Source organism: Herbaspirillum sp. 1173 (assembly GCF_031455335.1).
GTDB classification, from domain to species: domain Bacteria; phylum Pseudomonadota; class Gammaproteobacteria; order Burkholderiales; family Burkholderiaceae_D; genus Herbaspirillum; species Herbaspirillum huttiense.
In genome coordinates this window covers 19,629-43,900 of record NZ_JAVDSP010000006.1, presented here as the reverse complement: position 1 = coordinate 43,900, position 24,272 = coordinate 19,629, and the positions used below count along the sequence as shown (strand labels likewise).

Sequence of the window (24,272 nt, the reverse complement as noted above, 5' to 3'; positions counted from 1 at the left end):
ACTGTACGCTCTTTATCCCGGGTGCGGCGGCTCACAGCATGCCCTGCCGCAGTGACGCCCGCGTGACGCCGTCACGGGCCGCATTGCGTTGGATCAACGCCGCGTGCAGGCGTGCAGCCCGCGCGCGGCGTGGTGTTGCGATCAGAACAGTTCTGCGTCCAGCGCCATCAGGTTGGCCGCACCCGAACGGGCCTGGCGGATCAGCATCGCGGTTTCCGGCAGCAGGCGCGCGAAGTAGAAGCGCGCCGTGGCCAGCTTGGCGGTGTAGAAAGCATCGCCGCTGTCCTGCTTTTCCAGCGCAATCTTGGCCATGCGGGCGAACAGGTAGGAGAACACCAGGTGGCCCACCACGCGCAGGTAGGGCACCGCAGCCGCACCGGCTTCATCCTGGTTGGCGAAGGATTTCATGCCGATTTCCATGGTCAGCTTGGTCACCTTGTCGCCGATGTCGGCCAGCGGGGTGATGAACTCGGACATGGACTCATCGGTACCGTGCTCTTCCACGAAGGCCTGGATCTGCGCGCCGAATTTCTTCAGCTTGGCACCGTTGTCCATCAGGATCTTGCGGCCCAGCAGATCCAGCGACTGGATGGTGTTGGTTCCTTCATAAATCATGTTGATGCGGGCATCGCGCACGTATTGCTCCATGCCCCACTCGGCGATGTAGCCGTGGCCGCCGTAGACCTGCAGGCACTCGGAAGTGGCCATCCAGGCGTTGTCGGTCAGGAAGGCCTTTACCACCGGGGTCAGCAGGGCCACGATGTCGGCGCTGTCCTTGCGCACCTGCTCATCGGGGTGGGTCAGTTCCTTGTCCAGCTCCAGCGCCACATACGAAGTGAAGGCGCGGCCACCTTCGGCGAAGGCCTTGGCGGTCAGTAGCATGCGGCGCACGTCCGGGTGCACGATGATCGGATCAGCCGGCTTGTCGGCGGCCTTGATGCCGGACAGGCTGCGCATCTGCAGGCGGTCCTTGGCGTAGACCAGGGCGTTCTGGTACGCCACTTCGGTCAGGCCCAGGCCTTGCATGCCCACGCCCAGGCGCGCCGCGTTCATGAACACGAACATGGCCTGCAGGCCCTTGTGCGGCTGGCCGATCAGCCAGCCGGTGGCGCCGTCCAGATTCATCTGGCAGGTGGCGTTGCCGTGGATGCCCATCTTCTCTTCGATGGCACCGCAGAAGATCGGGTTGCGCGCGCCCAGCGAGCCGTCGGCATTGGGCAGGAACTTGGGAACCAGGAAAAGTGAAATCCCCTTCGAACCTTCGGGCGCATCGGGCAGACGGGCCAGGACCAGGTGAACGATATTGGCGGACACGTCGTTCTCACCGGCGGAGATGAAAATCTTGTTGCCGGTGATCTTGTAGGAGCCATCAGCCTGCGGCTCGGCCTTGCTGCGCAGGAGGCCCAGGTCGGTGCCGCAGTGCGCTTCGGTCAGGCACATGGTGCCGGTCCACTCGCCCGAGACCAGCTTGGGCAGGTAGAGCTGCTTCTGTTCGTCCGAACCGTGCGCATGCAGGCATTCGTAGGCACCGTGCGACAGGCCGGGGTACATGGTCCAGGCCTGGTTGGACGAGTTCAGCATCTCGTAGAAGGAATTGTTGATCGTCAGCGGCAGACCCTGGCCACCGAAGTCCGGATCACAGGACAGCGCCGCCCAGCCGGCCTCCACGTACTGCTTGTAGGCTTCCTTGAAACCCTTGGGCGTGGTCACGGCCTTGCTCTCGCGATCGAAATGGCAGCCCTCGCGGTCACCCGAATGATTCAGCGGGAACAGGACCTGCGAGGCGAACTTGCCGCCCTCTTCCAGCACCTGGTCCACCAGTTCGCGGTTGGTGTCGGCGTGGGGCGGCAGTTCCTTGAACACTTCCTCGACATTGAGCAGCTCGTGCAGCACGAATTGCATGTCGCGCAAAGGGGCGTTGTATTGGGGCATGAATGTCTCCGGACGGGTTACGCTGCCTTCCTGGCAGCCGATTTGGAATTCTTGGGGGCGCTGGTACTGGCGCTGTCGCTGCCCTGCGGGCGGTAGCTGTCGATCAGACGCCGGAAACTGGCCTCGGCACGTTCGACGCTGCCGGGAATGTGCAGGAAGCGCGCATCGTGATGCAGGGCCAGGATCAGGCCATACATTTCATAGACCATCTGGCTGACCTCGATGTCGGTGCGCAGGTGGCCGGCTTCCATGGCCTGCTTGATGCAGCGCTCCAGCGCATCGCGCCAGGCCTGGACCATGGCAACGAGGTGATCGCGAATGGCACCGGGACGGTCGTCATACTCGACCGCGCCGCTGATGTAGATGCAGCCCAGGGCGATTTCCACCGTGACCTGCTTGATCCAGCGCGCGAACATGCCTTCCAGGCGCGGGAGGCCGCGCGGCTCCTTGATGGAGGGATAGAACACGTCCTGCTCGAAGCGGTTGTGGTACAGCCGCACGACCTCGATCTGCAGGTCCTCGCGCGAACCGAAATGGGCGAAGACGCCGGACTTGCTCATCTTCATCTTCTCGGCCAGGAGGCCGATGGTGAGCCCTTCCAGGCCATCACGGCTGGCCAGCTCCAGCGCCACATCCAGGATGGCGGCGCGGGTCTGCTCGCCCTTGCGCAGGAACTTGGGCCGGGCGGGCGCGGTGGTCACCTTGCTTGTCTCAGTCATCGTTGTCTCTTTGATATCCGCCGCAGGCGGCGACGGGAAGGAACCGGTTCGACGGGCGCGGCTCGGGGTCCGCTGTCTTGTGCCCTGGATAACCCGGCATGAATTTATCTTCATGCAGAATTTATTCGAACGATCGTACTATTATTCATAGCGCCGCAAATGTCAAACAAAAAATCGGGCTGTCTTGCGGCATGGATTTTTGCCGGGCGGCAAGCCTTCAGGCGGATTCGGAAGGGGGGCTGGCGGCGCCCAGCAGGTCGTGGGCATCGAGCAGGGCGTAGACGATGGTGGGGTTGTTTTCCAGGCACTTGCGGATGGCCGCCGGGATGGTGTCGCGCGTCTTGCGGCACAGGCCGGGCTGCTCGGCCAGGTGGATCTGCAGGCCGCGCACGGTGCGCACCTCGTTGGCCCCGGGGCTGATGTGCAGGTGGATGCCGAGGTTCTTGCGCATGAGGCTGCCCACATGCAGCAGCTCGTCGTAGGTGCTGACGCGGGTGATGCGTTCGATCAGACGTTTTTCTTCTTCACGGGTGAGCCAGAGTACGCGCGCTTCGGGCGCGTGCAGGCATTCCAGCAGCGCTTCACGCTGGCAGTCGCAGGCACCGGGCGGGCACTCCTTGCGCAGGGGCCGGGCCACGGGGACGGACTGCATCGATTCGGAAGAGACCACCTGAGACATCTGCACCTTTGCACCTGGGTTGGAGAAAAGACAGGCCGGGGAAAACGGCCTTCATCTTACAACGAGCCAGCGCTGCGGCGGGATCAGGATGAGGAACGGTCGAGCAGGCGGCGGTCACGCTTGGTCGGGCGTCCCTTGATCTCGGCCGAGGGTTCGCGGAAGAGGCGATGGCGTTCGGCCAGCGCGGCACGGCGCGCAATGCTCTCTTCGGTTTCCTGATAGAGGGTGGCGGCAATGGCGGCCGAGCCACGCTTGTCGGCAATGCCGGTAACCAGCACTTCCCATTCGGTGGAACCGTTGTCGATGTCTAGGCGATCACCGTTCCTGACGTTGTGGGCAGGCTTGGTGCGCTCGCCGTTGAGCTTGATGCGGCCGCGCTCCACGGCTTCGGTGGCCTGTGACCGCGTCTTGAAGAAGCGTGCGGCCCAGCACCATTTGTCGATGCGGGTGGTGTCCATGTCGGGATGAGAAGTGGTCAGTGATGCTTAGTGAGTAGCGGTAATTATCGATATTTTTTGAATCATTTGCTCAAGAAAATCGGGATTCACTTCCTTTCTTTGGTGAATCTCTGCCCTGGTGGATCAGCGTCACTATGCTTGCCAGTTTTTCTGACCACGCTTGTCGCTGCCGTCCGTTCCGCCATGACAGATCAATTCCAGACCATCGCTGCGGCATTTGCCGGCGCCGTACTCTCGCAGCTACACCGTCCCCTCAGGCTGCGCTGGCGAGGGCAGGAGACTCATTTCGCGCAATGGCTGCTGGTGCAGCAAGTCGATATCCAGGAAGCCTGTCTGGAAGGACTGCAGGCGAAGCTGACCTGCGTGTCCAGCGATCCTGAACTGCCGCTGCAGGCCCTGCTTGGACAGCCGCTGGGCATCGAGATGGTGACCGACCGAGGCGGTCTGCATCACACTAACGGGATCATCACCGAGGCGCGCGCCGGCCAGGCCGACGGTGCGCTGCGGGTCTACCAGCTCACGCTCAAGGACGCGCTGTCGATCATGGAGGAGCGCATCAACACCCGCGTCTTCCGTCAAATGAGCGTGCCGCGCATCCTGGAGATCATGCTCGGTGAATGGCGTCAGCGCAGCCCCGCACTGGCGACGGCGTTTCACTTCGATCTGGATGGCCTGGAAGATCGCCGTTATCCGATGCGCGAGATCAGCCATCAGTTCAACGAATCCGATGCGCACTTCATCAGGCGGCTCTGCCGGCGCGAGGGCATTGCCTGGTATGTGGCCAGCCCCCAGCCGGCTGCCAATACCGGCAGGACAGCGCATGCAGACGTACCAATGCATACGCTGGTGTTCTGCGATCAGTCCGCCCTGCTGCCCCGGGCCCTTGCCGGTACGGTGCGTTACCACCGCGAGGGTGCCACCGAGGAGCGCGACACCATCAGCGCATGGAGCCGCCAGCGCAGCCTGGTGCCGGGTCGCGTATGGCGCGGCAGCTGGGACTACAAGGCGGTGCGCCTGGAGGAAGCCGCCAGCCACAGCGCGATTGACCAGGGCGATACCGGCAGGGCATTGGCCGCCATCCTGAATGACGGGTTGATCGAGGCCCCTCACGCTGCGGATGGCCAGCAAGATCACTTGCGCCTGGCCGATGCCCGCATGCTGGCGCACGAGGGCCGCAGCGAATCCTTCGAGGCCAGCGGTACGGTGCGCGATCTGGCGGTGGGGCACTGGTTCGAGCTGGAAGGGCATCCGGACATGCACGGCCAAGATCGCACCTTGCGCGAATTCATCGTGACTTCCTTGCGGCAGCAAGCCGAAAACAATTTCCCCAAAGCGTTGCAGGATGCGATCGACCGCCTGCTGCCCGCCTCCACCTGGCAAGCCGATGTGCAGGGCGCAGCGGACATGCGCTACCGCAACCAGCTCAGCTGCTGCCGCCGCAGCGCGCCGCTGGCACCGCATTACGATCCCCGGCTGCATCTGCCGGCCGTGCATCCGGTTACCGCACTGGTAGTCGGGCCTGCCAACGAGGAGGTGTACTGCGACGAACTGGGCCGCATCAAGGTACAACTGCAGGGCTTGCACGTGGAAGACCACGTCCACGCGCAAGGTGCGGGCACCAGCGGGCAGGAACGGGATAGCGCATTTGTGCGGGTATCGAGCGCCTGGGCCGGGGCAGGCTATGGGCACGATGCGGTGCCGCGGGTCGGCATGGAAGTGTTGATCGATTTTCTTGGGGGAGATCCGGACAAGATGTTCGTCGCCGGTGTCCTGCACAACGGCATCAACCATCCGGCGCGCTTCAGCCACAGCGGCGGCTTGCCCGGCAATCGCTTCCTCTCGGGGATCAAGAGCAAGGAGATCGAAGGTGCCCGCTACAACCAGCTGCGCCTGGATGACACGCCCGGACAGATCAGCACGCAACTGGCCAGCGAGCACCAGCACAGCCAGATCAATCTGGGTTATCTCACCGAACCGCGTCACGACGGGCAGGGAGATGATCGTGGCGAGGGTCTGGAGGCGCGCACGGATGGGCATGGCGTCCTGCGTGGGGCCAAAGGCATCCTCATTACGGCACAAGCACAGGACCGGGGGCGCGGCCGCATGCTGGAGCGCGAGGCCCAGCTGGACACCCTGCGCAGTCTGGCGGAACTGGCGCAGCGCCTGAGCCAGGATGCGGCCAGACATCATGCAGAAGCGACCGATCTGGCGCAGCTGGAGCGTATCAGGACGCAACTGCAGGCATGGGACACGAGCGAAGCGGCCGGCGGCACGAGGCACGCTGCGGCACCCATGGTCGCCCTCGACGCACCGGCCGGCGTGAGCGTGACGAGCCAGGACACCATGGTGCTAGGCGCGTCCCGGCATATCGACCTGCTCAGCCGGGACAATACCCAGCTCAATGCCGGACGCAAATTGCTGATGCGGGCAGGAGAAATGTTCGCTGCCTTTGCCGGCAAGCACATGAAGCTGATCAGCGGCAAGGGCAGTGTCAAGGTGCAGGCGCACGAAGAACACGTCGAGCTTCAGGCTGCGCGACGCATCCTGCTGGAGGCCAGCGAAGAGATCATTCTGCAGGCCCCGAAGATCAGCATCCGTTCGCGCGATGACACGCAAATCCATGGCGGCGGCAGCTTCAGCCGCTGGAATGCCAGCCTCATCGAACACGGCACCAGCGGACAGTGGCGGCAACAGGCTGCTGAACACAATGTGCTGGGTCCGGCCAATTGTCCGCCACCGGAGATAGCGCCACCGCCTACCTATGAAGACTTGCAGCAGAGCGGCAGTTTGCTGGTGCGCCTGCGCAGTCATGCGCGCGATGGAAGGCCGCTGGCACACCAGCCCTATACGCTCTTCAAGCAGGGGGCGCAGATCGCCGTGGGCGTCACTGACGCGGCCGGGCGATTAAGGATCGAAGGCCATCAGCCGGGCGACGACAGCTACTCGGTCAAGCTCCCCAATGGCTACTGCTTTGATTTACCGGTCCACGAACAGATCAGTGCACTGGACCAGCAACTGGCGGCCTCGGGCTATGCCCATGCCAACGGTGAACATGCCGTCGGCTATGTGATGGGCTTGAACAGCGTGACAGACTACTGGGACACGCGCCGGCATCTGTTTCACGATCCGCGCCGGGGGGCAGCATGGGAAGGCGGTGGCGATGCTCTGCCCGGATTGAAGCCATTTCAAGATTACGCTTGCCGCATTTGCGGCGAGGCGCTCATCAGCGTGAGCAAGAATTTCGTGGATGCCTGGAATCGGGTGGCCACGGCTGATCAGAAAATCCAGCGTGTACACGATCTGCGTTCGCCACCGGCTGGCCTGAAGACTCGCGCAGGCAAGGCCGCTCATCGCGCCCAGATCGTGCGCACTCAGGTCGAGGAAGGCGACAAGACTATCCAGCGCCTGTACCGGCAAGCGACAAGCTTCGCCTCCAACTACATCTACATCGAGAACCAGTATTTCCAGTACACCGAATGGGCGCGGTATCTCAAGCACCTCCGGCGAGACTTCATCGCAGCGTGGCAGGCGGCCGGACAGTCATTAGAGGAATTGCCCGATCTGCATGTCTTCATCGTCATCCCCACACCCGAGCGTGCCCAGATGGTACCCGCCACCCATGAAACGCTCAAGACGCTGGGACATGGGCGTTCGATGCCCAACCAGGACAAGAAGGTCGAGGGCAAGTCGTCTCCCGGCAATGTCGAGATCGCCAAGGAACTGGAGTCGCTGGGCATCAAGACGCTGGTGGCTAGTCTGTGGACCTATGATCATGCCGGCGACAGCAAGGGCGAGAAATATCGGGAGATCTACATCCACAGCAAACTGATGATTGTCGATGACGCCTTCTTTACGCTGGGCAGCGCCAATCTCAATCTGCGCAGTATGGCGGTGGATGCTGAGATCAATATTGGGTGTGACGATGCGCGGTTGAGCGGGAAATTGCGCAAGGAGGTCTTTGTTCTGCATTCGGCTAATGCCGAAGGCTGCGACGGAGGCGATGGCCACGTAGCTGAAATATCGAAGTCATTTAGAAAGTGGAACGATCTGCTAAATGACAATCGCAAAAAGAAGACGGCACAGTTGGCACCAAAAGGATTCCTCATGCCATTTTTTGATGAGAGAACATCCATCCTGAGGGTGGCTTGATTAGCGGGAATATCCATGTGCTTGCATCTCCCCAACATCTCTTCTTTCACCGCACTGTTTTCACTAGTGGTTTCAACGACACTCATCCCCGACGGCTTTGTCCTCCCTGACGAGCCACAAGGTGGCCCTCTGATCCAGCATCCAAACACCAATGCCGTCATCAGCGGTTATTGGATCGCCCAATTAGTCAAACCCTACACACCCCGCCAAGTCGCATGGAATGCGGCACAGGTACCCATGCACTATGAGCAGGGCGAATCCTTCACTCCCCCTGACGACGGCACAAAAGAGTCCGGCATTCTTCGTTTCCACTATCTCGGCATACCGGTTCCCAAAGCGCCAGCTGCACGACATGTCCCAGACTGGCGCGTCCCCCAAGGCGTGCTGCGCGAGATTCCCGTTCCTTCACGCGAACTGCGCGCCACAGGCTTGCTTCCTGCACCCGCTACCGGTATCTGGCACGGACGAATTGATCCGGCCCATCCGCTGGCCAAGGTCTTCAACCAATGGAACCGCCAGGCCTATGTCGAAGAAGGGCAGCCCTTCCCCGATCCGCGTGATCGCGGGCTGGACATCTCTCCGAAAGAAATTGAATGGCAATGGCTGGATCAGGCGAATCAGCCCCTGCCCTCAGGCCGCAAGGAGATCACGATTCGCAACTTTTCCCCTTCAGAAACGACAAGCGCTCGTTGACGACAACCATCGCGCTTCCAACGACGCTACTTATGAAAGAAACACATCATCCGGGCAGCGTGCCCATGGATCTGCGCAAAAGATCGGCCACCGCCACTGCACAATGGCTGCTGGAACGCGCAGAAGACAGCAACTCTCCGATCTATCACGCCAACCAGATTGAAGTATTGATCTGCGGCGAAGAAGGCTTTGCCCGTATCTTGCAGGACATCAGGCGGGCCAAGCACAGTGTGGAAATCATTTGCTGGGGATTCGACCCCGCCATGGAACTGGAACGCACGGGCAATACCTGGCCCCGGGGTCCGACCTGGGGGGATTTGCTCAGGGATGTCGCGGCCGGCAAGTACAACAACGGGAAGCCGGTTCAGGTGCGGGTGCTGTGCTGGCGTGATGGACTGATCTCCGCTCTGGCGAGAAATACACCGGGCTACGGGATGCTCCAAGCGGAGCAGGTCAAGCGCATCCGGCATCACGAGCGCCTCTCCGGAAAACCACATGAAGCCGGGATGACGCCACAGGAGCGCCGCGACTACTTCAACGCATTGTGGTTCTTTGATGCGACCCACGGCACCCATTCTCATCTCAGCTTCAAGGTCCGCGCGTGCGACAGCGACAAGGTGCGCGAGAGCCTTTCGAAAGAAAGCAAGAAGATCTTCCCGCGGATGGAAGCTATCTCCTTCATGGAAGCATCGACTGCGCATCAAAAAACGATACTGATCGACTATGACCATGCGCACGGTCAGCACGCGGTTGGTTACGTCATGGGCTTGAACAGCGTCACCGATTACTGGGATACCAGAAAACACCTGTTTCATGATCCACGCCGAGGTGAATCATGGGAAGGCGGTGGAGACAATCTCCCGGGCCTGAAGCCATTTCAGGATTATGCGTGCCGTATTGTCGGTGAGGTACTCATCTGCGTGAGCAAGAACTTTGTCGATGCCTGGAATCGGGTCGCCGCTCCCGGTCAGACAATCCAGCGCGTGCATGATCTGCGCTCACCGCCTGCTGGCCTGAAGGCAAGCGCGGGCAAGGCCGCTCACCGCGCGCAGATCGTGCGCACCCAGCCGGAGGAAGGTGACAACACCATCCAGCGCCTGTATCGGCAAGGCGTGCTGCGCGAGATTCCCGTTCCTTCACGCGAACTGCTTGCCACTGGCTTGCTTCCTGCACCCGCTACCGGTATCTGGCACGGACGAATTGATCCGGCCCATCCTCTGGCCAAGGTCTTCAACCAGTGGAACCGCCAGGCCTATGTCGAAGAAGGGCAGCCCTTCCCCGATCCGCGTGATCGCGGGCTGGACATCTCTCCGAAAGAAATTGAATGGCAATGGCTGGATCAGGCCAACCAACCCCTGCCTTCAGGACGCAAAGCCATCACGATCCGCAATTTCAGTGCGGAAGAACCAATGGCAAAAGGAAGCTGATCGGCGGGTCCCCCATCTTGCCCCAAAGAAAAACGCCGGCTGAAAAGCCGGCGTTTCTTCATCACGACAAGCGCATCAACAGGCTCAACGCTCCACCGCCAGCGCCACGCCCATGCCGCCACCGATACACAGGCTCGCCAGGCCCTTCTTGGCATCACGGCGCACCATCTCATGCAGCAGCGTCACCAGCACGCGGCAGCCCGAGGCACCGATGGGGTGGCCCAGGGCGATGGCGCCGCCGTTGACGTTGATCTTGCTGGTGTCCCAGCCCATCTGCTTGTTCACCGCAATGGCTTGCGCGGCGAAGGCTTCGTTGATTTCCATCAGGTCCAGATCCTGCGGCGTCCAGCCGGCCTTCTTCAAGGTCAGCTGCGATGCCGGCACCGGGCCCATGCCCATGATGCTGGGATCCAGGCCAGCCGAGGAATACGCCTTGATCCTGGCCAGCACCGGCAGACCCAGTTCCGCGGCCAGCTTGGCCGAGGTCACCACCACGGCCGCCGCACCATCGTTGATGCCGGAGGCGTTGCCGGCCGTCACCGTGCCAGCCTTGTCGAAGGCCGGACGCAGACCCGCCAGGGCTTCGGCAGTCACGCCGTGCTTGACGAATTCATCGGTATCGAAGACCACGGTTTCCTTCTTGCCCTTGATTTCGATGGGCACGATCTCATCCTTGAACCGGCCGGCCTTCTGCGCCGCTTCAGCCTTGTTCTGCGAGGCAGCTGCGAAGGCGTCCTGCTCTTCACGGCTGATCTCGAACTTCTTGGCGACGTTCTCGGCGGTGATGCCCATGTGGTACTGGTTGTAGACGTCCCACAGGCCATCGACGATCATGGTGTCGGTCAGCTTGGCATCGCCCATGCGGAAACCGTCACGCGAGTTGTTGAGCACGTGCGGCGAGGCGCTCATGTTTTCCTGGCCACCGGCGATGACGATCTGGGCGTCGCCGCAGCGAATCGCCTGCGCCGCCAGCTGCACCGCCTTCAGGCCGCTGCCGCAGACCTTGCCGACCACGAAGGCCGGGACCATGTCAGGCAGGCCCGACTTGATGACCGACTGGCGCGCCGGGTTCTGGCCCAGGCCAGCCGTGAGCACCTGGCCGAGGATGACTTCGCTGATGGCTTCCGGCTTGATGCCGGTCTTGGCCAGCAGGGCCTTGATGACTTGCGCACCCAGATCGGCCGCCGCAATCTTCGACAAGGATCCGCCGAATTTGCCGATCGCCGTTCTCTGTGCTGCGACAATGACCACATCATCCATAACTCGCTCCTTTTATTGAAATGGCAGGAAGCCGCGCACGGCTGTCCTTCGAAAACCGGGATGGTCATCTTATTCGATTTCATCTTGGAACGCGATATGGTGAATTTTCGGTAAATCAAACACCCGGCAAAAAGTCTCAAGCGTCTTTTCCGAGCGTGATGATGTGAATTACCGTGCGATAGAGGAGGAAGGCCGCACCATACGCCGCGCGCTTGTACCAGGGCACGTGCAGGAAGTCCGACAGGTGCACCACCCGGCCCCCTGCCGCACCGGCTTCGATCTCCTGGCGCAGGTAAGCGGCGAAGGCCGGATCCTGCACCACCACGTTGGCTTCCTGGTTGACGAACAGCGACAGGCCGTCATAGTTGCTCGATCCCACGGTGGCCCATTTGTCATCCACCACGGCCACCTTGGCATGCAGTTCCGTATGGGTGTATTCGATGATGCGCACGCCCGCCCGCAGGAGCTTGGGATAGAAGGAATGCGCCACCGCATCCTGCATCACGAACTGTCCCACGCCCAGCAGCAGGGTCACCTTCACCCCGCGCATGGCGGCTTCTTCCAGCGCGCGGCGCATCTTGCGGCCCGGGGCGAAATAGGGATTGGCGAGGAAGGCCGTCTCCCGCGCACGCCCCAGCGCCTGCAGATAGGCGCGCTGGATGGTGCGCCGGTTGCGGAAATTGTCGCGCACCACCAGCGCAGCCTGGGTCTGGTCATGCACTGGACCTGGGTGGCCATGGCGCAGGCGCTTGAAGTTGCGCCAGCGCGCCTTCAGTTTCATGCGCCCCACACGCAGCCATTGCGCCTGCACTTCACGATAGATGTCCTGCACCAGCGGCCCGAGCACGCTCACGGCGAAATCCCAGCGCGGTGCGGGCAGCGCGGTGATGTGGTCACGGTCGGACACCATGTCGTCATTGATGTTGAGCCCGCCAACGAAGGCCACCTGCCGATCCACCACGCACAGCTTGCGGTGGCTGCGCGCCACGCCGCGCCGGAACCAGGGATTGAAGGAGCGATGCTGCACCCCGGCCGCCGTCAGTGCGAGTCGCAATTTGTTAGTATTTTCGCGTCCGGTACCGAGCCAGTCATTGATGACATAGACCACAACACCGCGTCCGGCGGCCCTTTGCAGGGCTTCGCAGACCAGTATGCCCGTATCGTCGAGCGAAAAAATATAAGTTTCCAGATAGATCTCGACGCGTGCTGCGTCGATGGCGCTGATCAGGGCGGGATAGAACCCCGCGCCACTGTGCAGCAGCGCAATCTGGTTGCCGTCAGTAAAGGTGAGGTGGCGCAAGATCAGGCCAGCTGCAGTTCGGTCACGATCGGGGCATGGTCCGACAGGCGCGCCCAGGGGCCATCCTTGAGGACCTCCGCCATTTCCACGCGGAAACCTCGCACATAGATGCGGTCCAATCGCAGCCACGGCATCATGGCCGGGAAGGTCCGTGCCGGGCGGATCGGTGCCGACAAGCCACCGAGCCGGCGCAAGCCATGCATCACGCCGCGCGCATTGGGCTGCGGCTGATCGAACACTTCGGTCACGCCCAGATTCTGGTACAGCGTGCGGCTCAGCTGGTTGGTCCAGTCATTGAAATCACCGGCAATCAGCAAGGGCGCATCAGGCGGCGAGGAGGCGCTCACGGCCTGGATCAGCGCATCGATCTGGCGCCGACGGCCCCCTGCGAACAGCCCCAGGTGAATCACGTAGCAATGCACCTCCACCCCTTCGATGGGCACCACGCAATGCAGGATGCCGCGTGACTCATAGGCATGGTCCGACACATCCTGGTTGCGGATGGAAGCGATTTCAAAACGCGAGATGAGCGCATTGCCATGATGGCCATGGTCATACACGGCATTCATGCCGTAGGCGGCGTGGTGGGTATCACCGGCAAGATATTCATGCTGCCCCTGCTGCGGCCAGTTGGAGGCGTGACGCAGGGCGTTGAGGTCATGGCGGCCCTGCACTTCCTGCAGGAACAGGATGTCCGGATCCAGTTGTGCCAGCGCCTGCTTCAGCGCCAGGATGCGCGGGCGGCCGGCAAAGGAGGTCACGCCCTTGTGGATGTTGTATGTGGCAACGCGCAGCTTCATCGATGCAACCTTTCTCTTGTTCTTGTCCGGTGGCGGTCCCGCGCAAGACGCTGGCTAGGTCGCCAGATAGCGCGGCAACTGCAGGATCGCTTCCGCATTGGAGGGCGAGAAACAGCGGTCGGCTGCCTCGCGATACGGCAGCCAGACATGGCGGGTGTGCTCGCGCGGGGCCAGCGTCACCGGAATATCACGGGGCACCAGCAGGCCAAAGACATGTTCGGTGTTTCTCGTCACGCCCGGCGCATAGCGGTGCCGCCAGACCGGATAGATGTCATAGATGTTGGAAAGTTGCCAGTCGCGCAGATGCGCGCGCGGCACGCGGTTTCCGCCATCCTGCAAGGAGTCTACGCCGGTGTCGGCCACCACGATGCCGGTTTCTTCCTCCACCTCGCGTCGGGCGGTCTCCGACAAGGGCTCATCAAGGGCATCCTTGGAACCGGTCACCGATTGCCAGAAGCCGGGCTGGTCGGCCCGTTCGATCAACAACACGTATTGATCGGCGCTGTGGATCACCACCAGCACCGATTCGGGAATCTTGTAGGGCTTGGCTTGCGTCATGGCCTGTCCGTGATGCGGGAAAGGCTCCATTGTATCGGGACGGCAGCGTTTCAGAGCAGCGAGGCTTCGCTCTCGGCCACCAGCCAGCTGCGGAAGGCCCGTGCCGCTGCATGCTCGATGCGGTCGCGCGGCCACACCGCATAATAACCGCCGCCCAGGCTGGCATTGGCTTCACAGGCGCGCACCAGCAGCCCTTGTTCCATGCAGGCGTCGATCATGTGACGCCAGGCCAGCACGATACCCTGCCCTTCCATGGCCAGTTGCAACAGCACCGGATATTGGTTCGACAGGATCTGCTGTTCGATGCGCACATCGTCCACCCCGTTGTGCGCCAGCCAGTTCTGCCAGGACATCCACTGGCGCTGCCCGTCCTCCAGCATCAGCAGGGTTTCCTGGGGCAGCTCGGCAGGGGCCAGCGTACGGCCCTTCAGATAGGCCGGGGAGCAGACCGGGAACACTTCCTCGTCATACAGGCGGCGCACCGCCAGGCCCGAAGGCGGGCCATCGCGCAGGAAGTAGATGCCCATGTCGAAATCGGTTTCGGACAGCTGGGCCAGGCTGTCATTGACCACCAGGCGCAGGTGGCAATCTGGATGCTGGGCGCGAAAACGCGCCAGGCGCGGTGTCAGCCACAGCACCGCCACCCCCTGCGAACAGGCCACCGTCAATTCCTGATGGCCCTTGCGCTTCATGATGTCTTCAGTGGCTTCAGCGCAATCGACCAGCAGGCGCTGCACCAGCGCGGCATAGCGCTGGCCGCTCACCGTCAGGCGCAGTGCGCGCGGCTCGCGCAGGAACAGCTTCTTGCCGAGAAAGCGCTCCAGCTGGGCGATCTGGCGGCTGATGGCGCTTTGCGTGAGGTGCAGTTCAGCCGCCGCGCGGGTGAAGCTGCCATGGCGCATGGCCGCCTCGAAGGCGATCAGCGAAGGTAATGGGGGAAGGGGCGATATACGCATGGTCGGCGCTCCGGCTCGAAAGGTCTCATCCAGGTCGAGATGGTAGAGCGAAAAGCATGCCCGCCGCAGCTTTCCCATGAGGTGCGGAAAGCTGCGGCGCAAACGACGCAGTACCGGCGATCAGCGGCTGCGGTGGATGTGGCCGGATTGCATGACCAGCGACAGGTGTTCACCCTGGCCGGTCAGCAGCGTGATGTCCTGCAGCGGATTGCCGTCGACCACGATCAGGTCGGCCAGCGCACCGGCGCGCACGGTGCCCAGTTCGCCTTCGCGCTGCAGGATCGCAGCGGCAATCGAGGTGGCCGAGCGGATGGTTTCCAGGTTGCCCAGGATCTCGGCGCGGATCAGGAATTCGGTCGATTGATCCTGATGCATCTCGCCCAGCAGGTCCGAGCCGAAGCCCATCTGCACGCCGTGCTCGGCATAGATGCGCAGCGAGTCACGGCCGGCCTGGCGCACCGATTCGATTTTGGCCACCGAATCCGGCGGCAGGCCCAGGCGCGCGCCATCACGGGCCAGCGAATCGTAGGTCACCAGCGTGGGCACCACGAAGGCACCGTGCTCGCGCATCACGCGTGCAGCCTCGGCATCGACCAGGTTGCCGTGCTCGATGGTGCGCACGCCGCAGCGCACGGCACGGGCAATGGCGCGGCCGGTGTAGGCATGCGCCATCACGTAGGTCTGCGCGGCTTCGGCTTCGGCCACGATGGCGCGGATTTCATCTTCGCTGTATTGGGTATTGCCGATGGGGTCGGTCGGCGAAGCGACGCCGCCCGAGGCCATGATCTTGATCTGGGTTGCCCCCTTCTGCAATTCCTCGCGGGCAGCCAGCCGCACGGCATCCACACCATCGGCCACGCGCGCAATGGCACCGGCACGGAAGGCGCAGGAGCACGGCTCCAGCACATCGGAACGCGGACGGAAATCGCCATGGCCGCCGGTTTGCGACAGCGCCTTGCCCGAGGGGAAGATGCGCGGTCCCGGTACCAGGCCGATGGCGATGGCTTGCGCCAGGCCCCAGTCGGCACCGCCGGCATCACGCACGCTGGTGAAGCCGCGATTCAACATGGCTTCGACGATGGGCAAGGCGCGAATCGAAGTCAGCGAGCCGGGTTGCAAGGCATTCAGGCCCAGGTTGGCCAGCGAGGCCAGCACGTGCACGTGGCAATCGATCAGGCCGGGCATGACGGTCTTGCCGGTGACGTCGATCACGCGTGCGCCGCTCACCTCCAGCGGGGTAGCGGAGACATCGACGATGCGGTCTTTTTCAATCAGGACATCATGGCGCGGGAACAGGCTGCCCAGGGCCGGGTCGAGGACGTTGCCGCCCTTCAGGAGAATCTTGGTCATGGCGAATTTCAGTGTTGTTGCAGGTACTGCGGCTCACGCACGAAGCGGGTGCCGACGAAGCTGATGGCAGCGGCGATCATCACGTAGAAGGCCGGGGCCATGTTGTTGCCGGTGGCAGCGATCAGCCAGGTGATGAAGAAGGAAGCAAAGCCGCCGAAGATGGTCACGGCCAGGTTGTAGGCCACCGACAGGCCGGTGGAAAGCACCTTGGCCGGGAACAGTTCGGAGAAGGCCGCCAGGATGGGGCCGGTATAGGCCGCAATCAGGGTGCCGAAGACCAGCTGGAAGATCAGCAGCGTGGACAGGCTGGGCGCGCTGTTGATGTAAGCGAACATGGGATAGGCCAGCACCAGGATCAGTGCGGCGGCACCGGAGAGCAGCGGACGGCGTCCGATGCGGTCGGCCAGGCGGCCAACGATGGGGGCCAGCACCATGATGCAGAGTCCACCGACCATGCCGGCGATGAAGCCGGTGGTCTGCGGCAGCTTCAGCACCTTGACCGAGTAGGTCGGCATGTAGAACAGCAGCACATAGGTACAGACCGTCCACAGGATCACCATCGAAAAGCTGGCCGAGGTCTCGCGCGGGAAGTTGCGGATCACTTCCTTCAAGGGCGAATCGGTCTTGTCCTTTTCTTCGAGGAAGGTCGGGGTTTCTTCGAGGTGATTGCGGATGTAGTAACCCACCGGGCCGATGATGATGCCGAGCAGGAAGGGCAGTCGCCAGCCCCAGCTGGCCAGGGCCTGCGGATCCAGGCTGGTGGTGACGAAGGTACCGACGGCTGCACCCAGCAGCACGGCCACGCCGATGCTGGCCTGGATCCAGCTGGAGTAATAGGCGCGTTCACGCTCGGGCGCGTATTCGGTCAGGAAGGCAGTGGCACTGCCCATTTCGCCGCCGGCCGAGAAGCCTTGCAGCAGGCGTGCCACGACGATGATGAGCGGGGCGAACAGGCCCACGCTTTCATAGGTCGGTGCCAGGCCGATCATGGTGGTGCCCACCGCCATGAGCAGGATGGTGACCGACAGCGCCGCCTTGCGGCCCACGCGGTCGGCGTAGATGCCCAGCAGGATGCCGCCCACCGGACGCATGAAGAAACCGACACCGAAGGTGGCCACTGCCAGCAGCAAGGAGGTCAGGTCGTTACCGGTCGGGAAGAACAGCTTGGCGATGATCACCGCGAAGAAACTGTAGACGGTGAAATCGAACCATTCGAGACCATTGCCGATCACGGTGGCAATGATCGCGCGACGGCGCTGGTGGTTGGTGACCACCGGAATCCCGCCGGCTGGTAATGTCGTTGCTTGCATGCTCTCCCCTCATGTCAGACGTTGATATGCGGCCGATAATAGGGTCAGCGGGAGACTGGCGGAAATGATATCTGTGCATGCAGCCATGCTCTGTGCGCATGCATGCGTAAATGATTTGGCGATTTTTCTCCTTAACTTTTTATATTGTTTATATCGTTTAGGAATCCGCTACCGGAATGAAAAAAGCGCGTGCATTTCTGCACGCGCTTCTTGTTGCTGCCCTCATCGATTCATCCACCCAATCGATGAATCGATACGGAGCTGAATGTCGAATCGATGAATCGATCAGGCCTTCACTGCCGGCTCGGTATTGCGCAGGCGGATGTGCAGCTCGCGCAGCTGCTTCTCGTCCACTTCCGACGGGGCATGGGTCAGCAGGCACTGGGCGCGCTGGGTCTTGGGGAAGGCGATCACGTCGCGGATCGATTCGGCACCGGCCATCATGGTGACCAGGCGGTCCAGGCCGAAGGCGATGCCGCCGTGCGGGGGCGCGCCGTATTGCAGGGCGTCCAGCAGGAAGCCGAACTTCAGGCGGGCTTCTTCGTCATCGATCTTCAGGGCGCGGAACACCTTGCTCTGCACGTCGGCGCGGTGGATACGGACCGAACCGCCGCCCAGTTCCCAGCCGTTCAGGACCATGTCGTAGGCCTTGGCGATGGCCGCACCCGGGTTGGTCGAGATGAAGTCTTCGTGGCCATCCTTGGGCGAGGTGAACGGGTGGTGCAGGGCAACCCAGCGCTGGCCGTCTTCGTCGTATTCGAACATGGGGAAGTCGACCACCCACAGCGGACGCCATGCGTCGTCGAACAGGCCGTTCTTCTTGCCGAATTCGCTGTGGCCGATCTTCACGCGCAGCGCGCCGATGGCATCGTTGACCACCTTGGCCTTGTCGGCACCGAAGAAGATCAGGTCGCCGTCTTGTGCGCCGGTCTTTTCCAGGATGGCGTTCAGGGCCGCATCGTGGATGTTCTTGACGATGGGCGACTGCAGGCCGTCACGGCCCTTGGCCTTTTCATTGACCTTGATGTAGGCCAGGCCCTTGGCACCGTAGATGGCGACGAACTGGGTGTAGGCGTCGATTTCCGAACGCGGCATGTCCGCACCGCCCGGCACGCGCAGGCCGACCACGCGGCCGCCTTCGCTGTTGGCAGCGCCCGAGAAGACCTTGAAGTCCACATCCTTCATGACATCGGTCAGCTCGGTGAATTCGAGCTTGACGCGCATGTCCGGCTTGTCCGAACCATACATGCCCATGGCGGTGGCGAAGTCCATCACCGGGAACGGGTTCGGCAGGTCGATGTCCAGCGCGTTCTTGAAGACCAGGCGGATCATGCCTTCGAACAGGTCACGGATTTCCTGTTCGTTCAGGAAGGAGGTTTCGCAGTCGATCTGGGTGAATTCCGGCTGGCGGTCAGCACGCAGGTCTTCGTCGCGGAAGCACTTGGTGATCTGGTAGTAGCGGTCGAAGTTCGCCACCATCAGCAGCTGCTTGAACAGCTGGGGCGATTGCGGCAGGGCGAAGAATTCACCGGCGTTCACGCGCGAGGGCACCAGGTAATCGCGGGCGCCTTCCGGGGTGGACTTGGTCAGCATCGGGGTTTCGATGTCGATGAAGCCTTGTGCATCCAGGAACTTGCGCACTTCCATGGCGACCTTGTAGCGCAGGCGCAGGTTGTTCTGCATCTGCGGACGGCGCAGGTCCAGCACGCGGTGGGTCAGGCGGGTGGTCTCCGACAGGCTGTCGTCATCGAGCTGGAACGGGGGCGTCACCGACGGGTTCAACACTTCCAGTTCGTGGCACAGCACTTCGATCTTGCCCGACTTCAGGTTGGCGTTGGTGGTGCCTTCCGGACGGTTGCGCACCAGGCCGGTGATGCGCAGGCAGAACTCGTTGCGCACCGATTCGGCATTCTTGAAGACATCCGCGCGATCCGGGTCGCAGACCACCTGGACCAGGCCTTCGCGGTCGCGCAGGTCGATGAAGATCACGCCGCCGTGATCGCGGCGACGGTGCACCCAGCCGCACAGGCTGACGGTTTGGCCGAGCAGTGCCTCGGTAGTGAGGCCACAGTATTGGGTTCGCATGGACATGGTTGTGATTCCGTTGACAGTGTTCTTGTTGGATTTCAGAGAAGACGCTAAGGGCGAAGGCGGGGCTGGCCGGGCAGCGGACTGCCGGCCGCCCCCTCAATTCTTCGGCGCCGCCGCGTCGGTGATGATCTTCTTGTCGGTGACCATCTCGGGGGCGACCACGCCCATGGAGACGATGTACTTCAGGGCTGCATCCACCGACATGTCGAGCTCGATGGCATCGGCACGCGGCAGCATCAGGAAGAAACCGGAAGTCGGGTTGGGGGTGGTGGGGACATACACGCTGATGAAGTCACCCTGCAGGTGGTTCTTGACCTCGCCACCGGGCGCGCCGGTCAGGAAGGCGATGGTCCACGAACCCTGGCGCGGGTACTGGATCAGCACGGCCTTGCGGAAGGCGTTGCCGGAAGGCGAGAACAGCGTGTCGGAAACCTGCTTGACGCTGGAATAGATCGACTTCACCACCGGAATGCGGGTCAGCAGGCCTTCCCACAGCAGCACCAGGCGGCGGCCGATGAAATTGCGCGCGGCCAGGCCGGTGAGGAATACGATCAGCAAGGTCAGGATCGCGCCCAGGCCGGGGATGTTGTGGCCCAGCCAGTGCGCCGGCCGCCAGGCCTCCGGCAGCAGCAGCAGCGACTGGTCCATGGTACTGATGATCAGGTTCAGTACCCACAGCGTGATCGCCAGGGGGACCAGAATCAGCAGACCCGTAATGAAGTATTTGCGCATGGGGGAAAGGAAGGCCTCGTTAGCTGGCGCTGGGGGTGGACGCTGCCGCAGGGGCAGCCGCCGCCGGTGCCGGTGCGGGCGCAGCGGCCGGAGCAGCAGCAGCAGCAGGTGCATCTGCAGGCGCAGCGGGGGCGTCAGCTGAGCCGGCAATGCCGGTGCCATTGGCACCCTTGCTGTTGGCCGTGCCGCTGCCATTGCCCCGGAAATCGGTCACGTACCAGCCCGAACCCTTCAACTGGAAGCCGGCCGCAGTCAGCTGCTTCCGGAAGCTGTCCTTGTTGCAGGAGGGGCAAACGGTCAACGCATCGTCAGAGATCTTCTGCAAGACATCCTTGGCAAAACCACACGCTTCGCAGCGATACGCATAAATGGGCATGACAAACTCCGCAAAAAACTTCCAAAACCCTGAATTATAAAGGCTTTTGGCGGAGTTTTAGTGAACCTGCCCGCGCAGGCGATGCGCTGGCGCGACGGCTCGGGCCTCGCACCAGGCAAAGATTTGCTTTTTGGAAAGTTTATTCACCACCCGGCCCTGCCGGTGGCCGGCTCCCGTCTCATCCCTCAACAGGGGCGGCGCGGCTGCTGCGCAGGGTGTCAAGAAATTCACGACACCACCAATGCACATCAAACTGGCGGATGTTCTCCATCAGTGCGGCATGGCGCTCGCGCCGCTCGCCCTGCGACATCTGCAGGGCCTGCTGGATCACCTGGGCGGCACCGTGGGTGTCGTAGGGATTGATGATGAGCGCCTGTTTCATCTGCTCGGCCGCCCCGGCAAAGCGCGACAACACCAATACGCCCGGATCGTCCGGGTCCTGGGAGGCGACGAATTCCTTGGCCACCAGGTTCATGCCGTCACGTAGCGGCGTGACCAGGGCTACCGCGCAGGCACGGTACAAACCCGGCAGGCGGCGGCGCGCCACGGTACGGTGGATGTAGCGGATCGGCATCCAGTCGAAGTCGCCGAAGTCGCCGTTGATGGAGCCGCACAGGCTTTCCAGCTCGCGCTGGATGTCGCCGTAGGCTTCCACGTCTTCACGGCTGGGCGAGGCGATCTGCAGCAAGGTGGCGCTGTGGCGATTTTCCGGATACAGGCGCAGCAGCTCGCGGAAGGCGCGGATGCGCTGCGGCAAGCCCTTGGAATAATCCAGCCGGTCCACGCCGATCAGCAAGCGCCGGCGTGAGTACTCGGCCTTGGTGCTTTCATAGGTATCGCGCGCTTCCTTGGCCTGGCCCAGGCGCTGGAATTCGGCCACGTCGATGCCGATCGGGAAGGCATTGGCATGCACCGTGCGGTTGAAGGCGCGGAACTGGTTGGGGCCGACCGGCTCGGCGGTCGCTTCGGCCTGCACGTACTGGGCGAAGTGCTGCAGGTCGGCATGGTTCTGGAAGCCCACCAGGTCATAGGCAAACAACGCGCGCATGAGCCATTCATGCGAAGGGATGGCAGTCAGGATGGGCGGCGGCGGCAGCGGGATGTGCAGGAAGAAGCCGATGCGCGCCTCGCAGCCCATGGCGCGCAGTTCGGCGGCCAGCGGGATGAGGTGGTAATCGTGGATCCAGACGATGTCATCGCGCTTCAACAGCGGAAACAATTTACGCGCGAAGAGCTGATTGACCCGGCGATAGCCGCCCAGGTGACCCGCCTCGAAATGCGCCAGGTCCAGCCGATAGTGGAAGACCGGCCACAGCACGCCATTGGCGTAGCCGCGATAGTAGGCATCATGGTCTTCCTGCGACAGGTCGAGTTCGGCCAGGGTGACCGGGCCGGCCTGGTTGACGCGCAGCTCGCCCTCGCCGGGCGTGCCGTTCTCGACGACCTTGCCGCTCCAGCCGAACCAGAGTCCGCCAGTCTTCTTGAGGGTCTCGCCAAGCGCGACGGCCAGCCCGCCGGCAGCCGGCTTGCGGGGATCGGCGAGGCGATTGGAAACGACGACGAGTCTGCCCATCAGATCACCGCCTCCCATGACGCCGACAAGCGCATCGCACAGTTGATGATGCCCACCATCGAATAGGTCTGCGGGAAGTTGCCCCACATCTGGCGCGTGACCGGATGCGTATCCTCGGACAGCAGGCCCAGGTGGTTGCGGGCATCCAGCATGGCCTGGAAGATCTCGCGCGCCTGCTCCTTGCGGCCGATGCGCGCCAGCGCGTCGATGCGCCAGAAGGTGCAGATATTGAAGGCAGTCTCGGGACGGCCGAAATCATCCGGGGCTTCGTAGCGGCGCATGTAGGGACCGTCGCAGAGGGACTTCTCCAGCGCTTCCACGGTGGAGATGAAGCGGGGATCGGTGGGCGAGATCAGGCCGACCTCCACCATCAGCAGTACGCTGGCATCGAGGTCGCGTCCGCCGAAGCTTTCGGCATAGGCCTGGCGCTGTTCATTCCAGGCTTCGGTGAGGATGCGGTCGCCGATTTCCTTGGCACGGTCGCCCCAGTAGCGGGCGCGCTCGGGCAGGTCCACGCGGGCGGCGATCTTGGCCAGGCGGTCGCAGGCGGCCCAGCTCATGAGCGCCGACGAGGTATGGATGCGCGAGCGGGTACGCAGCTCCCACATGCCGGCATCGGGCTGGTTGTAGACTTCATAAGCACGTTCACCCACGGCTTCCAGATGCTGGAAGTGTTCGGCCCCGGCGCGATGGTGCAGGCGCATGTCGTGGAAGGCCTGCGCCGCGCCGAGCACGATGTTGCCGTAGACGTCGTGCTGGAAGTGTTCATACGCCTGATTGCCCACGCGCACCGGCTGGTGATGCTGGTAGCCCGGCAGGTGATCCAGGATCTGCTCGGGCAGCGCTTCTTCCAGGCCGATACCGTACAGGGGCTGCACGTGCCCGCCACCGGAACGCACCACCACATTGGTCAGCCAGCGCAGGTAGTCTTCCATGGTGCCCAGCTCGGAGAGACTGTTGAGGGCACGCACCACGAAGAAAGCGTCACGCAGCCAGCAATAACGGTAGTCCCAGTTGCGCTGGCTGCCCGGTGCTTCGGGCACGCTGGTGGTCATGGCGGCGATGATCGCGCCCGTATCTTCATACACCGATAATTTCAGCGTGATGGCGGCGCGGATGACGGCATCCTGCCACTCCAGCGGCGTGGCCAGGGCGCGGCTCCAGTTGCGCCAGTAGGCGGTGGTTTCCTGCTCGAAATCACGGGCGGTATCGTTGATGCCGCCATGCAGGGTTTCGTCCGGACCCAGGATGAAGTTGTAGGGGCGGCTGACCACGAAGGCGGTCTCGTCGACGATGTAGCTGATGGGCGCATCGGTATTGAGGCGCAGGGTCTGTTCCTGGCCGACATAGCGGATGTGGTTGCTGCCGCGCGTCTGCGGCGGCACTTCGCGGCCCCAGTCGAACTTGGGACGCAGCACCACGCGCATGCGCGGCGCGCCCGAGAGCGGATGGATGCGGCGTACCAGCTGCAGCGGCCGGAAGAAGCGGCCGCGGCTCTGGAAGCGCGGCGCCAGGTCGGTGATCTCGATGCCCTGGCCCAGCGTGTCGTACAGGCGGGTGCGCAGCACCGCCGTATTGGGTTCATACCACTGCTCGCTGTGGGAAAAATTCTCCAGCTGGAAAGCCCACAGCGCGCCATTGTCGGTCGGATCGAGCAAGGCATTGAAGACCGGGTCGCCATCGAAACGCGGCAGGCAGCACCAGACGATGCGGCCCATCTTGTCCACCAAGGCCGAGAAGGCGCAATTGCCGATCACGCCCAGCTCCAGCGAGGAGGTCGAGGGCATGTCGTGCGCCTGCGCGGCCAGGTGCGGTTGTTCGGAATGCTGCGTCTGGGAGTGGGGTTGCGGTTGCGCTTCTTGATGCGGATCGGGGCTGGGCTGGCTCATGGTTCCTCGTGCTCTGTTCT

At 62.7% G+C, this 24,272-nt stretch carries 19 protein-coding genes; 3 read left to right on the top strand and 16 right to left on the bottom strand.

Annotation, left to right across the window (positions count from 1 at the left end; genetic code table 11):
* Positions 1–141: 141 nt before the first annotated feature.
* The 4 genes from J2X56_RS18705 to J2X56_RS18690 all read right to left on the bottom strand — a co-directional run bounded on the left by J2X56_RS18705 (position 142) and on the right by J2X56_RS18690 (position 3,788).
* Positions 142–1,932 (bottom strand): acyl-CoA dehydrogenase C-terminal domain-containing protein, encoded by a 1,791-nt coding sequence (locus tag J2X56_RS18705; RefSeq protein WP_034329395.1) that lies wholly within the window; start codon positions 1,930–1,932, stop codon positions 142–144.
* Between the two features lie 17 nt (positions 1,933–1,949).
* A complete protein-coding gene (locus J2X56_RS18700) occupies positions 1,950–2,651 on the bottom strand; it encodes a TetR/AcrR family transcriptional regulator (RefSeq protein WP_034329398.1) in 702 nt (233 codons plus the stop codon).
* 217 nt (positions 2,652–2,868) lie between these two features.
* A complete protein-coding gene (locus J2X56_RS18695; protein WP_121042392.1) occupies positions 2,869–3,330 on the bottom strand; it encodes a hypothetical protein in 462 nt (153 codons plus the stop codon).
* 83 nt (positions 3,331–3,413) lie between these two features.
* On the bottom strand, positions 3,414–3,788 hold the full coding sequence (locus J2X56_RS18690) for an RNA-binding S4 domain-containing protein (RefSeq protein WP_121042390.1): 375 nt from the start codon (positions 3,786–3,788) through the stop codon (positions 3,414–3,416).
* Positions 3,789–3,971: 183 nt separating this feature from the next.
* Here J2X56_RS18690 and tssI point away from each other — a divergent pair, with 183 nt between their 5' ends.
* The 3 genes from tssI to J2X56_RS18675 are packed head-to-tail and all read left to right on the top strand — an operon-like array spanning position 3,972 to position 10,057.
* On the top strand, positions 3,972–7,937 hold the full coding sequence (gene tssI / locus J2X56_RS18685) for a type VI secretion system tip protein TssI/VgrG (RefSeq protein WP_310161634.1): 3,966 nt from the start codon (positions 3,972–3,974) through the stop codon (positions 7,935–7,937).
* Positions 7,938–7,952: 15 nt separating this feature from the next.
* The gene (locus J2X56_RS18680; RefSeq protein WP_310161632.1) at positions 7,953–8,630 is read left to right on the top strand and encodes a hypothetical protein; all 678 of its coding nucleotides are present in this window, start codon (positions 7,953–7,955) and stop codon (positions 8,628–8,630) included.
* A gap of 32 nt (positions 8,631–8,662) precedes the next feature.
* Positions 8,663–10,057 carry a hypothetical protein gene (locus J2X56_RS18675; protein WP_310161630.1) on the top strand — a complete coding sequence of 465 codons (1,395 nt, stop codon included), beginning with the start codon at positions 8,663–8,665 and terminating at the stop codon, positions 10,055–10,057.
* Positions 10,058–10,141: 84 nt separating this feature from the next.
* Here the strand turns inward: J2X56_RS18675 and J2X56_RS18670 are convergent, their stop codons facing one another.
* The 12 genes from J2X56_RS18670 to J2X56_RS18615 all read right to left on the bottom strand — a co-directional run bounded on the left by J2X56_RS18670 (position 10,142) and on the right by J2X56_RS18615 (position 24,252).
* Positions 10,142–11,317 (bottom strand): acetyl-CoA C-acetyltransferase, encoded by a 1,176-nt coding sequence (locus tag J2X56_RS18670; protein WP_039785245.1) that lies wholly within the window; start codon positions 11,315–11,317, stop codon positions 10,142–10,144.
* A 136-nt stretch (positions 11,318–11,453) separates the two neighbouring features.
* Positions 11,454–12,617: a phosphatidylserine/phosphatidylglycerophosphate/cardiolipin synthase family protein gene (locus J2X56_RS18665; protein WP_039785243.1), complete on the bottom strand. Its 1,164-nt coding sequence runs from the start codon at positions 12,615–12,617 to the stop codon at positions 11,454–11,456.
* 2 nt (positions 12,618–12,619) lie between these two features.
* Positions 12,620–13,417, bottom strand: a complete 798-nt coding sequence (locus J2X56_RS18660; protein ID WP_121042386.1) for an endonuclease/exonuclease/phosphatase family protein — start codon at positions 13,415–13,417, stop codon at positions 12,620–12,622.
* A gap of 54 nt (positions 13,418–13,471) precedes the next feature.
* The gene (gene nudB / locus J2X56_RS18655) at positions 13,472–13,975 is read right to left on the bottom strand and encodes a dihydroneopterin triphosphate diphosphatase (protein ID WP_121043062.1); all 504 of its coding nucleotides are present in this window, start codon (positions 13,973–13,975) and stop codon (positions 13,472–13,474) included.
* Between the two features lie 50 nt (positions 13,976–14,025).
* Positions 14,026–14,931, bottom strand: a complete 906-nt coding sequence (locus J2X56_RS18650) for a LysR substrate-binding domain-containing protein (protein ID WP_034329416.1) — start codon at positions 14,929–14,931, stop codon at positions 14,026–14,028.
* Between the two features lie 120 nt (positions 14,932–15,051).
* Positions 15,052–16,281: an amidohydrolase family protein gene (locus tag J2X56_RS18645; protein ID WP_034329458.1), complete on the bottom strand. Its 1,230-nt coding sequence runs from the start codon at positions 16,279–16,281 to the stop codon at positions 15,052–15,054.
* An 8-nt stretch (positions 16,282–16,289) separates the two neighbouring features.
* Positions 16,290–17,591 (bottom strand): MFS transporter, encoded by a 1,302-nt coding sequence (locus tag J2X56_RS18640; protein WP_121042384.1) that lies wholly within the window; start codon positions 17,589–17,591, stop codon positions 16,290–16,292.
* Positions 17,592–17,876: 285 nt separating this feature from the next.
* Positions 17,877–19,682 (bottom strand): aspartate--tRNA ligase, encoded by a 1,806-nt coding sequence (aspS, locus tag J2X56_RS18635; RefSeq protein ID WP_034329422.1) that lies wholly within the window; start codon positions 19,680–19,682, stop codon positions 17,877–17,879.
* Between the two features lie 96 nt (positions 19,683–19,778).
* Positions 19,779–20,414 carry a DUF502 domain-containing protein gene (locus J2X56_RS18630; RefSeq protein ID WP_034329425.1) on the bottom strand — a complete coding sequence of 212 codons (636 nt, stop codon included), beginning with the start codon at positions 20,412–20,414 and terminating at the stop codon, positions 19,779–19,781.
* Positions 20,415–20,433: 19 nt separating this feature from the next.
* Positions 20,434–20,790, bottom strand: coding sequence for an FmdB family zinc ribbon protein (locus J2X56_RS18625; protein ID WP_121042382.1), 357 nt, complete (start codon positions 20,788–20,790; stop codon positions 20,434–20,436).
* Between the two features lie 178 nt (positions 20,791–20,968).
* Complete coding sequence (otsA, locus tag J2X56_RS18620; protein ID WP_039785232.1) at positions 20,969–22,363, bottom strand: alpha,alpha-trehalose-phosphate synthase (UDP-forming); 1,395 nt, start codon at positions 22,361–22,363, stop codon at positions 20,969–20,971.
* Positions 22,363–24,252 carry a glycoside hydrolase family 15 protein gene (locus J2X56_RS18615; RefSeq protein WP_034329431.1) on the bottom strand — a complete coding sequence of 630 codons (1,890 nt, stop codon included), beginning with the start codon at positions 24,250–24,252 and terminating at the stop codon, positions 22,363–22,365. The genes otsA and J2X56_RS18615 overlap by 1 nt, the downstream gene beginning before the upstream one ends.
* Positions 24,253–24,272 lie beyond the last annotated feature (20 nt).

What these genes read in the sequence shown, in the direction of transcription:
- J2X56_RS18630 (WP_034329425.1), bottom strand. Translation starts at nt 20,414, where the DNA reads ATGCGCAAATACTTCATTACGGGTCTGCTGATTCTGGTCCCCCTGGCG.
- J2X56_RS18625 (WP_121042382.1), bottom strand. Translation starts at nt 20,790, where the DNA reads ATGCCCATTTATGCGTATCGCTGCGAAGCGTGTGGTTTTGCCAAGGAT.
- nudB (WP_121043062.1), bottom strand. Translation starts at nt 13,975, where the DNA reads ATGACGCAAGCCAAGCCCTACAAGATTCCCGAATCGGTGCTGGTGGTG.
- J2X56_RS18695 (WP_121042392.1), bottom strand. Translation starts at nt 3,330, where the DNA reads ATGTCTCAGGTGGTCTCTTCCGAATCGATGCAGTCCGTCCCCGTGGCC.
- aspS (WP_034329422.1), bottom strand. Translation starts at nt 19,682, where the DNA reads ATGTCCATGCGAACCCAATACTGTGGCCTCACTACCGAGGCACTGCTC.
- J2X56_RS18660 (WP_121042386.1), bottom strand. Translation starts at nt 13,417, where the DNA reads ATGAAGCTGCGCGTTGCCACATACAACATCCACAAGGGCGTGACCTCC.
- J2X56_RS18700 (WP_034329398.1), bottom strand. Translation starts at nt 2,651, where the DNA reads ATGACTGAGACAAGCAAGGTGACCACCGCGCCCGCCCGGCCCAAGTTC.
- otsA (WP_039785232.1), bottom strand. Translation starts at nt 22,363, where the DNA reads ATGGGCAGACTCGTCGTCGTTTCCAATCGCCTCGCCGATCCCCGCAAG.
- J2X56_RS18670 (WP_039785245.1), bottom strand. Translation starts at nt 11,317, where the DNA reads ATGGATGATGTGGTCATTGTCGCAGCACAGAGAACGGCGATCGGCAAA.
- J2X56_RS18645 (WP_034329458.1), bottom strand. Translation starts at nt 16,281, where the DNA reads ATGACCAAGATTCTCCTGAAGGGCGGCAACGTCCTCGACCCGGCCCTG.
- J2X56_RS18640 (WP_121042384.1), bottom strand. Translation starts at nt 17,591, where the DNA reads ATGCAAGCAACGACATTACCAGCCGGCGGGATTCCGGTGGTCACCAAC.
- J2X56_RS18650 (WP_034329416.1), bottom strand. Translation starts at nt 14,931, where the DNA reads ATGCGTATATCGCCCCTTCCCCCATTACCTTCGCTGATCGCCTTCGAG.
- J2X56_RS18680 (WP_310161632.1), top strand. Translation starts at nt 7,953, where the DNA reads ATGTGCTTGCATCTCCCCAACATCTCTTCTTTCACCGCACTGTTTTCA.
- J2X56_RS18705 (WP_034329395.1), bottom strand. Translation starts at nt 1,932, where the DNA reads ATGCCCCAATACAACGCCCCTTTGCGCGACATGCAATTCGTGCTGCAC.
- tssI (WP_310161634.1), top strand. Translation starts at nt 3,972, where the DNA reads ATGACAGATCAATTCCAGACCATCGCTGCGGCATTTGCCGGCGCCGTA.
- J2X56_RS18690 (WP_121042390.1), bottom strand. Translation starts at nt 3,788, where the DNA reads ATGGACACCACCCGCATCGACAAATGGTGCTGGGCCGCACGCTTCTTC.
- J2X56_RS18615 (WP_034329431.1), bottom strand. Translation starts at nt 24,252, where the DNA reads ATGAGCCAGCCCAGCCCCGATCCGCATCAAGAAGCGCAACCGCAACCC.
- J2X56_RS18675 (WP_310161630.1), top strand. Translation starts at nt 8,663, where the DNA reads ATGAAAGAAACACATCATCCGGGCAGCGTGCCCATGGATCTGCGCAAA.